11 protein-coding genes and 2 pseudogenes are annotated in these 11,958 nt (G+C 68.5%); 8 read left to right on the forward strand and 5 right to left on the reverse strand.

Annotated features, from left to right (window positions below; translation table 11 throughout):
- The first annotated feature begins 7 nt into the window (after positions 1 to 7).
- A complete protein-coding gene (locus tag P3102_RS16975; RefSeq protein WP_276370438.1) occupies positions 8 to 610 on the forward strand; it encodes an RNA polymerase sigma factor in 603 nt (200 codons plus the stop codon).
- The gene (locus tag P3102_RS16980; protein ID WP_276370439.1) at positions 603 to 1,511 is read left to right on the forward strand and encodes a CU044_5270 family protein; all 909 of its coding nucleotides are present in this window, start codon (positions 603 to 605) and stop codon (positions 1,509 to 1,511) included. Before P3102_RS16975 ends, P3102_RS16980 begins: the two co-directional genes overlap by 8 nt.
- A gap of 4 nt (positions 1,512 to 1,515) precedes the next feature.
- Here P3102_RS16980 and P3102_RS16985 read toward each other — a convergent pair whose 3' ends face one another.
- A complete protein-coding gene (locus tag P3102_RS16985; protein WP_276370441.1) occupies positions 1,516 to 2,295 on the reverse strand; it encodes an enoyl-CoA hydratase/isomerase family protein in 780 nt (259 codons plus the stop codon).
- Between the two features lie 35 nt (positions 2,296 to 2,330).
- Positions 2,331 to 3,221, reverse strand: a complete 891-nt coding sequence (locus tag P3102_RS16990) for a PaaX family transcriptional regulator C-terminal domain-containing protein (RefSeq protein ID WP_276370442.1) — start codon at positions 3,219 to 3,221, stop codon at positions 2,331 to 2,333.
- Between the two features lie 146 nt (positions 3,222 to 3,367).
- Here P3102_RS16990 and P3102_RS16995 point away from each other — a divergent pair, with 146 nt between their 5' ends.
- Positions 3,368 to 5,005 carry an ABC-F family ATP-binding cassette domain-containing protein gene (locus tag P3102_RS16995; RefSeq protein ID WP_276370444.1) on the forward strand — a complete coding sequence of 546 codons (1,638 nt, stop codon included), beginning with the start codon at positions 3,368 to 3,370 and terminating at the stop codon, positions 5,003 to 5,005.
- Between the two features lie 377 nt (positions 5,006 to 5,382).
- Here the strand turns inward: P3102_RS16995 and P3102_RS17000 are convergent, their stop codons facing one another.
- The 3 genes from P3102_RS17000 to P3102_RS17010 form a co-directional block, all read right to left on the reverse strand.
- A complete protein-coding gene (locus P3102_RS17000) occupies positions 5,383 to 5,820 on the reverse strand; it encodes a PPOX class F420-dependent oxidoreductase (protein WP_276370445.1) in 438 nt (145 codons plus the stop codon).
- Between the two features lie 4 nt (positions 5,821 to 5,824).
- Positions 5,825 to 6,787 (reverse strand): RNA polymerase subunit sigma-70, encoded by a 963-nt coding sequence (locus P3102_RS17005; protein ID WP_276370447.1) that lies wholly within the window; start codon positions 6,785 to 6,787, stop codon positions 5,825 to 5,827.
- A gap of 100 nt (positions 6,788 to 6,887) precedes the next feature.
- The gene (locus P3102_RS17010) at positions 6,888 to 7,835 is read right to left on the reverse strand and encodes a methionyl-tRNA formyltransferase (protein ID WP_276370449.1); all 948 of its coding nucleotides are present in this window, start codon (positions 7,833 to 7,835) and stop codon (positions 6,888 to 6,890) included.
- A 138-nt stretch (positions 7,836 to 7,973) separates the two neighbouring features.
- Here P3102_RS17010 and P3102_RS17015 point away from each other — a divergent pair, with 138 nt between their 5' ends.
- The 5 genes and pseudogenes from P3102_RS17015 to P3102_RS17035 form a co-directional block, all read left to right on the forward strand.
- Positions 7,974 to 9,317 carry a SidA/IucD/PvdA family monooxygenase gene (locus P3102_RS17015; RefSeq protein WP_276370451.1) on the forward strand — a complete coding sequence of 448 codons (1,344 nt, stop codon included), beginning with the start codon at positions 7,974 to 7,976 and terminating at the stop codon, positions 9,315 to 9,317.
- Between the two features lie 96 nt (positions 9,318 to 9,413).
- Positions 9,414 to 9,623: an MbtH family protein gene (locus P3102_RS17020; protein WP_276370452.1), complete on the forward strand. Its 210-nt coding sequence runs from the start codon at positions 9,414 to 9,416 to the stop codon at positions 9,621 to 9,623.
- Positions 9,624 to 9,768: 145 nt separating this feature from the next.
- On the forward strand, positions 9,769 to 10,788 hold the full coding sequence (locus tag P3102_RS17025; RefSeq protein ID WP_346660194.1) for a DUF4073 domain-containing protein: 1,020 nt from the start codon (positions 9,769 to 9,771) through the stop codon (positions 10,786 to 10,788).
- A 192-nt stretch (positions 10,789 to 10,980) separates the two neighbouring features.
- Positions 10,981 to 11,382 (forward strand): annotated as a pseudogene (locus tag P3102_RS17030) (iron chelate uptake ABC transporter family permease subunit); the annotation flags it as partial.
- Positions 11,383 to 11,454: 72 nt separating this feature from the next.
- Positions 11,455 to 11,937, forward strand: a pseudogene (locus P3102_RS17035) (iron chelate uptake ABC transporter family permease subunit); the annotation flags it as partial.
- Between the last annotated feature and the right edge of the window lie 21 nt (positions 11,938 to 11,958).

An 11,958-nucleotide genomic window follows, 5' to 3' on the forward strand; every position in this document is an offset into this window, starting at 1 on the left:
GCGGTTCATGAGCTCATCTGGAGCGGATCCGGGCGATCTCGAAGACGCGGAACTGATCGCGAGATCGGTGACCAGGCCGGACTGGTTCTCCGCGATCTTCGACCGGCATGCCGCGCACATCCACCGCTACCTGGTGAGGCGCATCGGGCCCGCCGCCGCCGAGGACGCGCTGGGCGAGGCGTTCCTGGTGGCCTTCCGCAAACGCGAGGGCTACGACACCGAGCGCCGCGACGCCCGGCCGTGGCTTTACGGCATCGCCACCAACCTCGTGGCGCAGCGGCGTCGTGAGGAGGCCAAAGAGCTGAAACTGCGGGAAGCCCTCGGCCCGCCGGTTCACGAGGAAGGACACGCCGAGCGGATCGCGGAGCAGGTGACCGCCGCGTCGATGGGGAAACTGCTGGACTCCGCGCTGGCGGAACTGAGCGACGGCGACCGCGACGCGCTCACGTTGTTCGCCGGAGAAAACCTGAGCTACGGGGAAGTGGCCTCGGCGCTGGGCATTCCGCTCGGCACCGTCCGCTCGCGGCTCAACCGCGCCCGCCGGAAGGTCCGCGAGACGCTGGGGCACCCGGAAATCACGACTTCGAAGGAGATCGCCTCCCATGGATGAGCTGAAGCTGATCGCCGAGCGGACCGCATCGGTGCCCCTCGCGGAATCCGACGCGCTCGGCTCGGCACGCGCGCGATTGATGGCCGAAATCGCCGCCGCCGGGACGGAGAACGTCGTGCCGCTGAAGAACCGGCGGCGCTGGGTCTGGACCGGGGTGGGGGCGGCGGGCCTGGCCGCGGCCATCACCGCCGTCGTGGCGCTCGCCCCCGCAGGACTGGAACCGCCCACGGCCACCGCGGATCCCGTGGCCGTCCTGCGCGGCGCCGCCGCGGCCGCGCTGAAGACACCGGACACACCGCCGAAACCGGACCAGTTCATCTACACGAAGACCAAGCAGCCCGACGGTGAGCGGGAATCGTGGATTTCGGCGGACGGCACCCACGACGGGCTGATCAAAATGGCGGACGGAAAGTCCTTCCCGCTTCCGGGCTGCCGGAACGGGCGGGCGCAGGCGTACAAGGGCGAAGAGCCGCTCAAGGGCGTCATGGAGCCGTGCACGCCACGGCCCGGCTACCGGGTGGATCTCCCCACCGACGCCGACGCGATGTTCGCCTACCTCAACGCCGACAATGCCGACCACAGCGGCGAAAAGAACGACTACAACGCGATGGGCAAGGATGTCGTCGCGCTGGCGAACGAGACCTACCTTCCGCCCGCCGTCCGGGCGGCCCTGTTCGGCGCGGCGGCCAAGGTGCCCGGCCTGCGCGCCGTCGACAACGCCAAGGACGGGGCGGGCAGGCCCGGTGTGGGCATCACCTGGCCGCTCAAGCCGGAGGACGACCCCAAAATGGCGAAACCGGAAATGATCGTCTTCGCCGCTGACACGTTCCTGTACCTGGGCGGGAACGGGACGGCGGTGACCGCGTCCGGTGTGGTGGACGCGGTCGGCCAGCGGCCTTAGCGGATCAGCGGCCGGTGAAGGTCGCCTTGCCGGGGCCGTCGGCGAGGAACGACTTCACCGCGCCGCGCAGGTCCTCGGTGTCGAAGAGCCCGGCGGCGATCGTCGTGATGTGCTCGTTCGCCTCGGCGACGCCGCCGTGCTCGTAGTGCTCGAGAACCTTTTTGGTGGCCGCGTGCGCCCTGGTCGGCCCCTGCGCGAGGTCGTTCGTGAAAACGCGGACGGCCTCGTCGAAGCCGTCGATCGGGAAGACCCGGTTGACCACGTTCCAGCGTTCGAGGGTCGCGGCGTCGTAGGTCGCGCCGGTCATCACGAACTCCTTGGCGCGGCCGACACCGGCGCGGGCGGCGAGCCGCTGCGTGCCGCCCATGGTCGGGGTCAGGCCGACGACGCGTTCGACCAGGCCGAATTTGGCCTTCTCGCTGGCGAGGATGATGTCGCAGGCGACAGCCACCTCGAAGGCCCAGGTCAGGCACAGGCCGTGGGCGGCGAACACGGTGGGGAACGGGAGTGCGGCGATCCGGTCGGGGATCGCCAGCATCTCGTCGAAGAGCACCTTCGCATCGGCCGCGCTCGACTGGGCGTCGAACAGGGAGACGTCGACGCCACCGCTGACGATCTTCCCCTCGGCCCGGATCAGCGCCGCGCGCGGCGGCGTGGCCTCCAGTTCGCCGATCGCCTCGCCCAGTTCCTGCTGGAGTTCCGCGGTGTAGAGGTTCAGCGGCGGCGAAGCGATGGTGAGGACGGCGATATCGCCCTCGCGGTCGAGGCGGATCGAGGTGGCCAAGACGAGTTCCCTCCGCTGGATCGGTTTCCGTGACCCTAGCCGGAAGAGTCCGCGAGTTCGTCCCATTGCGCCTGTGCTTCTGGTCGCCATTCGACGTGCTTGCGGTGGAAGAGGTCCGCCGCGCGCACGCCGCTCCAACCGTCGGGGAGGAGTTTCAGCGGAAGACGCGGATCGAGGAACGGGAAGCTGCGCCATTCGTGGACGAGCTCGGTCTGCGCGCGCAGGACGCCACGCTCACCTGAAGGCCGCAAACCGGTGAAGCGGTCGATGAAGTCTTCGTAACGGTCCTTCAAGTCGCTGAGGTCCCAGGATCGCGCGACCATCGTCTCCTGGTCGCCGACGTCGCCATAGGCGGCGGTGAACGACATCGCCTGCGCGTCGAGGCCGAGTTCCTGCACGATCTGCTGAGCCTCCCGCTGGCGGCTGAGGTCCGGGCTGACCCAGACGCCCGCCACCGGCGAGCCGAAGCCTGCCCACGTCAGACGGGTGCGCAGCCGGTGCCGGAGGTCCCGCTTCGCTTCGGGGACCGACACGATCAACATCAGCCAGCGGCCGTCCCAGGCCTTCTCCTCGTTGCCGAAGGCGTAGATCCGTTCCGCGCCTTCGGTCAGCAGGCGTCTTCCTGGCGGGGTGAGCGACCAGCGCACTCTTCGTCCGACGCGTTCGGAGACGACCCAGCCCTCGGCGGAGGAGCGGGCCAGTGCCTGCCGTGCGGACTTTTCCTCGATGTCCAGCACGCGCAGCGCCTCGACCAGCGTCGACGTCCAGATCGGCCGGTCACGGGGCAGGACGTACTCGCCGAGGATCGTCATCAACAGGGATCGCGCGCTGGCATGACTGACTTCTCGCCGCCTGCTCAACGTGGGCCTGCGAGTACCGCCTTTCTGCTGGTGGACGACGGGGACCTGGGTGGCGGAATCCGCCATTTGCTGTCACCGACCTCAATGCTCAGGGGTTCGTTCGGGTCCAGAAGAACAACCAGGTTACCCACGTTGCGTGATCGCTTGGATACTTGCCACTCTTCCGAGGGACCACGAGCTGTTCATTCGGTCCCCGTAGACTTACCGATCTCATGAGCGCCACACTCGTTGCCAAAAATCTCGCCGCCGGCCACGGCGACCGTGTTCTGTTCTCCGGTCTCGACCTGGTCGTCTCCCCGGGTGAGGTGATCGGTCTCGTCGGCGTCAACGGCGCGGGCAAGTCGACCCTGCTGAAAACCCTCGGCGGTCTCGTGCCGCCGGAAGAGGGAAGTGTCCGGCTGAACCCGCCGACAGCCACCGTCGGTCATCTCCCGCAGGAGCCGGAACGCCGCGCGGGTGAGTCCGTCCGCGCGTTCCTCTCGCGCCGCACCGGAGTGACCGCCGCGCAAGCCGAACTCGACGCCGCCACCGAAGCGCTCACCGCGGGTGAACCCGGCGCGGACGATGCCTACGGGCTGGCCCTCGACCGGTGGCTCGCGCTCGGCGGCGCCGACTTGGACGACCGGGCGGGCGAGGTCGTCGCGGACGTCGGGCTCACCGTCCACCTCGACCAGCCGATGATGTCGCTCTCCGGCGGGCAGGCGGCCCGGGCGGGGATGGCGTCGCTGCTGCTGAGCCGGTACGACATCTTCCTGCTCGACGAGCCGACCAACGACCTCGACCTCGACGGTCTGGAACGGCTCGAGCGGTTCGTGACCGGGCTGCGCGCCGGGACCGTGCTGGTCAGCCACGACCGGGAGTTCCTCGCCCGCACCGTGGACCGCGTCGTCGAACTCGACTACGCGCAGCAGCAGGTGCGGACCTACGGCGGTGGTTACGAGTCGTATCTGGAGGAACGCGCCGTCGCGCGGCGGCACGCCCGCGAGGAGTACGAGGAGTTCGCGAACACCAAGGCCTCGCTCGAAGCGCGCGGCGCGATGCAGCGTTCGTGGATGGAAAAGGGTGTCAAGAACGCCCGCCGCAAGGCCACCGACAACGACAAGGTGGGCCGCAAGTTCCGGAGCGAGGCGACGGAAAAGCAGGCTTCGAAGGCCCGCCAGACCGACCGCATGATCGAGCGGCTCGACGTCGTGGAGGAGCCCCGCAAGGAGTGGGAACTGCGGATGGAGATCGCCGCGGCGCCTCGGGCGGGTGCGGTCGTGGCGACCTTGCGCGGTGCGGTGGTGCGGCGGGGTGAGTTCACCCTCGGACCGCTGGACCTGCAGATCGACTGGGCGGACAAGGTCGCGATCACCGGGGCCAACGGCGCCGGGAAGTCGATGCTGCTCGCCGCCCTGCTCGGGCGGGTCCCGGTCGACGAAGGAGCCGCGTCGCTCGGCTCCGGTGTCGTGGTCGGCGAGGTCGACCAGGCACGGAAGCTGTTCCTCGGCGACCTTCCGCTCGTCGAGGCGTTCGCCCGTGCGGTACCGGAACTCGCCGACGCCGACGTCCGGACACTGCTGGCGAAGTTCGGGCTCAAGGCCGCGCACGTCCTGCGGTCGGCGGCCACGCTGTCGCCGGGGGAGCGGACCCGGTCGGCGCTGGCGCTGTTGCAGGCGCGCGGGGTGAACCTGCTGGTGCTCGACGAGCCGACCAACCACCTCGACCTGCCCGCGATCGAGCAACTGGAGTCGGCGCTGGCGGAATACCCGGGGACGCTGCTGCTGGTGACGCACGACCGGCGGATGCTGGACGCGGTGGCGACGACGCGGCGGCTGGAAGTCGCCGACGGGAAGGTCACCGAGCTCTGAGCACGAAGTACAGCGCACGAAGAGATCGCGCTCACCAGGATCACCACGGCCATCGCGGACGCGTAGCCGACGTGGTTCGCGTCGAGGACGTCGAAAGCGATGGTGGCGGTGGTGCCCGATCCGGCCCGCCGTTGGTGACCACCTCGACGTGGTCGTAGGTCTTGAACGCCGAGATCAGCAGGACGACGGTGTTGATCGTCAGTGCCGGGGCGAGCAGGTGGTGGGCGTCGTGAGTGTTGGAAGTACGTGAAGGCCCCCTTCCTGTACTTAGGCGCAAGGAAGGGGGCCTTCATGTACTGGGGATGGGTTTCCGCGCTGTCGTCGCGGCTGGCGCCGAGCGGCGCTAAAACGCGATCGGTACCAGCGGCTGGAAGTCCTCAGTCACCGACCTTCGCGATCGCCACGATGTTCTCCGGCCGCACACGCACGATCACCTTCCCCGGTGACGTCGCATAGGGCAGCCAGCCCTCGATCGCCTCCGGCCCGGCCTCCCCGAGGTACCGCTGAGCGATCCGCGCCGAACCCTCACGAACCCCCTCGGGCTCGGTGACGATTTCCGCGACCCCCTCCACGCTCACGAACGAATAGGGCGGGACGGGGTCGTCGACGACCACCGACACGCGCGGATTCTCTTTGAGTGCCCTGCCTTTGACGGTGTCGGCGCCCAGATTGACCAGGATGTCGTCCCCGTCGGGGGCGAACCAGACCGGGACCGCGTGCGGCCTGCCGTCCGGGCGGACCGTCGCGAAGACGGCGGTGCGGGTGCCTTCGGCGAGAAAGACGCGGCGCTGTTCGGCGGTCATCTTCTCCGGCATCGCTTCATCCCTCCAGGGTGGCGTCCAGGCCGAAGGCCGGGAACAGGTGGCTGTCGAACGTGGTGAACTCCGCGGCCTTGCCCTCGACGACGCGGACGAGATCGAGTTTGAACGCGCGGAAGACGGTGTCGCCGGGACGCCGCAGGTACGAGGCGAACGCGGGCATGCGGTTCGCGTCGACCGCGACGGCGCGCCATTCGCCCATCTCCTCGGCGATCCTGCCGTGCCGGGCGAGGTGTTCGAGCCCGATGTAGCAGTGGGGTTCCGGCGGCATGGTCACGCGGACGTCATCGCGGACCAGACTGCCCAGCGTGCCGAAGTCGCCGCTGTCGTGAGCCTCGACGAGTCGCCGGACCAGCGCCCGTTCCTCTTCGGAGGGCGCGGCGGCGGACCATTCCCCGCGCCGCTGCGGGAGGCGTTCCCGCAGGGTGGCGCGGCCGCGTTGCAGGGCGCTGTTCGCGGCCGGGACGGAAAGGTCGAGCAGGGTCGCGGTCTCGGCGGCCCGCCAGCCGAGCACGTCGCGCAGGATCAGCACCGCGCGCTGCTGCGGTGGCAGCAACTGCAGGGCCGCGAGGAAGGCGAGTTCGATGGTCTCCCTGGCGACGGCGAGCGCGTCCGGTTCGGCCTCGGACGGCGCGATCTCGTCCAGCAGCCGGTCCGGATACGGCTGGATCCACGGGACTTCGGCGAACGAGCGCAGCGACGGCATCCGTCGCTCGCTCTTGCGGATCGCGTCGAGGCAGGCGTTGGTGGCGATCCGGTACAGCCACGCGCGGAAGTTGCCGCCGTCGAACGTGTCCAGCCCGCGCCACGCGTTGAGCAGCGCCTCCTGGACGACGTCCTCCGCCTCGTCGAAGGAGCCGAGCATCCGGTAGCAGTGGACGTGCAGTTCCCGCCGGTGTCGTCCGGTGAGCGCGGCGAAGGCGGTTTCGTCGCCCGCCTTCGCCGCGGTGATCGTGTCGGTCATGGCGCCTCCCATCGAGTGTTCCTACCCGATGTAACGGCGCCCTTCGCGGGAACTCATCGGTCCCGCGACGACTTTTTTCGCGGGACGGTGCAGGGGCAGGTCAGGGCCGGCTGGTGAGGTAGCCGCCCAGAGTGCGGAAGTAGTCGTTCGCGGCCAGTTCGGTGCCGTCCTCGGTCCGCACCCGCTCGATCACGAGACCGTGGGAACGGCCGCGGCGTGCTTCCGGCCCGGCGACGATGACGACACCTTCACCTTCACGGATGAAGATTCGCCCGGGAGTTCCGCCGTAGTTCCCCGCCGACACCGAGGAACGCACGACGCGCAGTTGCTTGCCGCGGTGGTAGGTGAAGGCGTTGGGGTACGGGTCGGACTGCGCGCGCACCAGCCGCTCGATCTCCTCGGCGGGCCATGACCAGTCGATGAGGCTGTCTTCGAGGGCGCGCTTGTGGAAGAAGCTGGCCTTCGACCTGTCCTGTTCGACCGGCGTGTAGTCCCCGCTCGCGATGAGCTCGATCGCCTCGGTGGTGATCGGGGCGATGAGGTCGACCGTCCGGTGGAAGAGATCGGTCGTCGTGTCCTTCGGGCCGACCGGGACGGACCGCTGCAGCACGATGTCGCCCGCGTCGAGGTCGGCGTCCATCAGGTGGGCGGTCAGGCCCACTTCCTTCTCGCCGTTGATGAGCGCCCAGATCAGCGGCGAGAAGCCGGCGTAGGCGGGCAGCAGCGAGTCGTGGACGTTCAGTGTGCCGTGACGCGGCATTTGGAAGATCTCGGGCGGCAGCCAGGTGCGCCAGTTGTTGGCGACGATCAGGTCGAGATCGGCTTCCTTCAGCTCCGCGAGCAGTTCCGCGTCGTCCGGACGCTGGCGCAGCAGCGCGCGGATCCCGTTGGCCTCGGCGAGGTCCGCGACCGAATCGGACCAGATCTTCTCGTAGGCGTGTTCACTTTTCGGGTGGGTGACGACGAGGGCGACATCGTGCCCCGCGTCGATCAACGCACGCAAGGTGCGGTGTCCCCAGGTCTGGTATCCGAACATGGCGACCCGCATGGGACCGGCCTCCTCCTGGTCGAGGGATGAACATCACCACTGAAAGTACTAGTTGAGCCTCACCTTACTTAGGTTAGGGTTCCCTGGTCTTTTGTTGCGAAGTACCGAGATGCGGCTGAGCCGCGCTAGGGGTTCAAGATGGCACGAGCAGTGGCCGGTGAACGGGTTCCGGTCTACGACGTGGTCGGGGTCGGGTTCGGGCCTTCCAACCTGGCGCTCGCCATCGCCGTCACCGAGCACAACGGCGCGTCCGGAACGGAGACGGTCACCGCCCACTTCCTCGAGCGGCAGCCCTGTTTCGGCTGGCATCGCGGGATGTTGATCGACAACGCCACCATGCAGGTGTCCTTCCTCAAGGATCTGGTGACGATGCGCAACCCGACGAGTTCGTTCAGCTTCCTGTCGTATCTGCACGACAAGGACCGGCTGGTCGATTTCATCAACCACAAGAACCTGTTCCCGCTGCGGATCGAGTTCCACGACTACTTCGAATGGGCGGCGGAGAGGGTCGACGATCTGGTTTCCTATGGCACCGAAGTACTTTCGGTGACGCCTGTCTTCGACGGCGACGAGATCGTGTTCTTCGACGTCCACGCCCGCACCGGCGGCGAACTGGTGAACCTGCGCGCCCGCAATCTGGTGATGGGCACCGGGCTGCGACCGAACCTCCCCGTGGGGGTGACGCCGGGCACCCGGATCTGGCACAACAGCGAACTGCTGCACCGGCTCGAGGGCATGGCCGCCGAGGAACCGAGCCGGTTCGTCGTCGTCGGCGCCGGTCAGAGCGCGGCCGAGGTCAGCGCACTGCTGCACGATCGCTTCCCCCTGGCCGAGGTGTGCGCGGTGTTCGCGCGGTACGGCTACAGCCCGGCCGACGACAGCGCGTTCGCCAACCGCATCTTCGATCCCGAGGCGGTCGGGCGGTTCTACGAGGCGCCGGAAGCGGTCAAGGAGCGCTTGATGCGCTACCACGGCGCGACCAACTACTCGGCCGTCGACATCGAACTCATCGACGACCTGTACCGGCGTGTCTACCGCGAGAAGGTGCAGGGGATCGAACGGCTGAAGCTGATCAACGTCTCCCGTCCCACCGAGGTCATCGACACCGGTTCCGAAGTGCGGGTCACCGTCGAGGCGCTGGAGACCGGCGAGCGGACCGGTATCGACGCCGATTTCGTCGTGTACGCCACCGGGTACAGCCCGGCGGATCCGACGCCGCTGCTCGGTGAGCTCGCCTCCGCCTGCATGCGCGACGCCGGGGGCAGGCTCCGCGTCGAACGCGACTACCGGATCGTCACCGAACCGCCGCTGGACGGCGGGATCTACCTGCAAGGCGGCACGGAGCACACGCACGGCATCACGTCGTCGCTGCTGTCCAACACCGCGGTCCGGGTCGGGGAGATTCTTCAGTCCATTGTGGACAGGCGGGGTGCCGGCGTGTCCCGGCCCGACTACGCGGTCAGCGGGACCGGACCCGCCTGACCCGCTGACGACGTGGCACGCCTGGCAGGAGGCCGTGCTGACCGAAGAGCCCGCCCGCCGGGCCGATTCACCGGCCGTACAGAAGAGGAACAAGGAATGACGAACCCGTTCGAGAACCCCGACGGTACGTACCTGGTGCTGGCCAACGACGAGGGTCAGCACAGCCTGTGGCCCGAGTTCGTCGAGGTCCCGGCGGGCTGGACCACGAAGTTCGGCCCGGCCTCGCGCTCGGAGTGCCTCGAGTACGTCGAGCACAACTGGACCGACCTGCGTCCCACGTCGCTCGTCGAGGTCATGGAGTCCTGACCCGCTTCGGTCCGTGAAGGCCCCTGGCCGGTTCACGCGTGTTCGTCCCTCAAGGGGGCCTTCACGGACTTGTGCTGTTCAGAATCGCGACGGACTTCGTCCATAAAACGTGAGTAGCGTTCGGGTTATGGATCGAAGAGCGTTCATGGTGGCCGCCGGTGGCGCGGCGGCAGGGGCAGCGATGCTGCCTGGTCAGGCGGAGGCGCGACCCCAGGGGCAAGCGAAGTGGGGACCGCACTGGCCGGTCGTCCGCTTCAACATCCTCAGCGACATCCAGGGGGACCTCGCCGACTTCGGCAAGGCGCTCGACGACCTGCACGCGATCAACCCGGGCAGCGCGGGACTCGGTATCGCGGGGGATCTCACCCCGCGCGGCTACGACTTCGAGTACGCCCAGCTTCGTTCGACCTTCGACAAGCACCCGCATCCGCGTGAGGTCGCGTGGGCCATCGGCAACCACGAGTTCTACGTCCCGAAATGGCGGGATCCCGACACCCTGGCCCAGGAGACCTGGCCCAACGGGACGACCGAGGACTCCCTTTTCCGCAGCTTCTACCGGTTCGCGGGCCGCAACACCGTCTACTCCGAGACGTCGTTCGGCGGTGTTCCGGTGCTCTGCCTCGGAACCGAGCGGTACGCGAAGTACCACGACCCCAAACTGTGGGACGAGGTCTGGATGAGCGACCGGCAGTTCACCTGGCTAGAACAGCGCCTCCGGTACTGGTCGAACCGGCGCAGCCCGGTGATGGTGCTGACCCATCATCCGCTGCCCAACACCGTTTCCGGGACGCACAACAAGCTCTACCGGTCCGACTACCTCCAGCCCGACAGGCTGCTTTCGATCCTCGGCCGTCACCGGGACGTGTTCCTCTTCTCCGGGCACACGCACTGGGATCTGAACCTTTCGGACTGGGTCGTCCGCCGCGTGGTGCCGGGCACCGGCAATCTCGAAGGGTTCACCGTCGTCAACACCGCCGCCGTGCAGACCGGCTGGACGGATGACGGCAAGGGCGGTGAAGTGTCCCTCGGCGGCGCGTTCAACCAGGGGCTGCAGGTCGAGGTCTCACCGGGCTCGGTGGTCATCAAGGCCCGGGACTTCACCACGAAGACCTGGCTGAAGCAGATCACCGTTCCGCTGCACGACTCCTGGGGATTCCCGCACTGACCGTCCCCGCACGGGAGGGTTCGCGCGCCACCGGATCAGTCGGGTCCTGCGGAGTGGCAAGGAGGCCTTCGCGGATCGGTGGGCGTCGTCACCAACGCGACACCCGCCGTTCCCGAGCCGAGCACGGAACGGGGCCGCGAGCGAAGAAGCTCGCGGCCCCGTTCTCGCCGGTCGACGGTTTAGTTCGTCGAGGTCACCGGTGTGCTCGGCTACATCTGGTTCGCCTTCGCCGGGGCGGCGATCGCGTCGGTCGTGGTGTACGTCCTCGGCTCGGCGGGCCGCAGCGCCACCCCGGACCGGCTCGTGCTCGCCGGTTCGGCCGTGATGGCGGTGCTCCAGGCCTACATCGTCGGGATCCTGCTGCTGCTGCCCGAGACGTTCGACCAGTTCCGCTTCTGGAACGTCGGTTCGCTCAGCGGCCGCAGAGGGGACGTGTTCTGGCAAGTCTCGCCGTTCGTGGCGGTGGGCGCGGTGATCGCGCTGCTGCTCGCCCGGCCGCTCGACATCCTCGCGCTCGGCGACCAGACCGGCAAGGCGCTCGGCGCCCACGTCGGCCGCACCCGCGTGCTGGGCGCGATCGTCGTGACCCTGCTCGCCGTCGCCGTCTTCCTCGTCGGCGCGGTCAGCATGACCACCGGCGACTCCCCGTTGTCCGTCGGCGAGGTCATCCGGACGTTGTTCGGCTTCGGGGACCGGAGCACCGAATTCATCGTGACCACCCTGCGGCTGCCGCGGCTGCTGACCGCCTTGCTGGTCGGCGGCGCGCTCGCGGTCAGTGGCGCGATCTTGCAAAGCCTGTCCGGAAACCCCCTGGGCAGCCCGGATTTCCCCGGCTTCACCGAAGGCGCCGCCGCGGGCGCGCTGCTGACGATCATCGTCGTGCACGGCGGCATGCTCCAGGTGTCGTTGGGCGCGCTGGTCGGCGGCGTCGTCACCGCGGCCTTGATCGCGTTGCTCGCGCTGAAAGGTGGTGTGCACACGTTCCGGCTGATCCTGGTCGGCATCGGGGTGAACGCGATGCTCATCGCCTTCGACTCGTACCTGATCACCAGGGTCGCTTGGCAGGACGGCCTGGCGGCGCAGGCCTGGCTGGTCGGCGGGCTGAACGGACGCGGCTGGGAACACGTCGGCCCGGTCGCGATCGCCATCGCCGTCCTGCTGCCGCCCGCC

It is taken from the genome of Amycolatopsis sp. QT-25 (assembly GCF_029369745.1).
Lineage (GTDB): Bacteria > Actinomycetota > Actinomycetes > Mycobacteriales > Pseudonocardiaceae > Amycolatopsis.

What these genes read in the sequence shown, in the direction of transcription:
- P3102_RS16975 (WP_276370438.1), top strand. Translation starts at nt 8, where the DNA reads ATGAGCTCATCTGGAGCGGATCCGGGCGATCTCGAAGACGCGGAACTG.
- P3102_RS16980 (WP_276370439.1), top strand. Translation starts at nt 603, where the DNA reads ATGGATGAGCTGAAGCTGATCGCCGAGCGGACCGCATCGGTGCCCCTC.
- P3102_RS16990 (WP_276370442.1), bottom strand. Translation starts at nt 3,221, where the DNA reads ATGGCGGATTCCGCCACCCAGGTCCCCGTCGTCCACCAGCAGAAAGGC.
- P3102_RS16995 (WP_276370444.1), top strand. Translation starts at nt 3,368, where the DNA reads ATGAGCGCCACACTCGTTGCCAAAAATCTCGCCGCCGGCCACGGCGAC.
- P3102_RS17000 (WP_276370445.1), bottom strand. Translation starts at nt 5,820, where the DNA reads ATGCCGGAGAAGATGACCGCCGAACAGCGCCGCGTCTTTCTCGCCGAA.
- P3102_RS17005 (WP_276370447.1), bottom strand. Translation starts at nt 6,787, where the DNA reads ATGACCGACACGATCACCGCGGCGAAGGCGGGCGACGAAACCGCCTTC.
- P3102_RS17010 (WP_276370449.1), bottom strand. Translation starts at nt 7,835, where the DNA reads ATGCGGGTCGCCATGTTCGGATACCAGACCTGGGGACACCGCACCTTG.
- P3102_RS17015 (WP_276370451.1), top strand. Translation starts at nt 7,974, where the DNA reads ATGGCACGAGCAGTGGCCGGTGAACGGGTTCCGGTCTACGACGTGGTC.
- P3102_RS17020 (WP_276370452.1), top strand. Translation starts at nt 9,414, where the DNA reads ATGACGAACCCGTTCGAGAACCCCGACGGTACGTACCTGGTGCTGGCC.
- P3102_RS17025 (WP_346660194.1), top strand. Translation starts at nt 9,769, where the DNA reads ATGGTGGCCGCCGGTGGCGCGGCGGCAGGGGCAGCGATGCTGCCTGGT.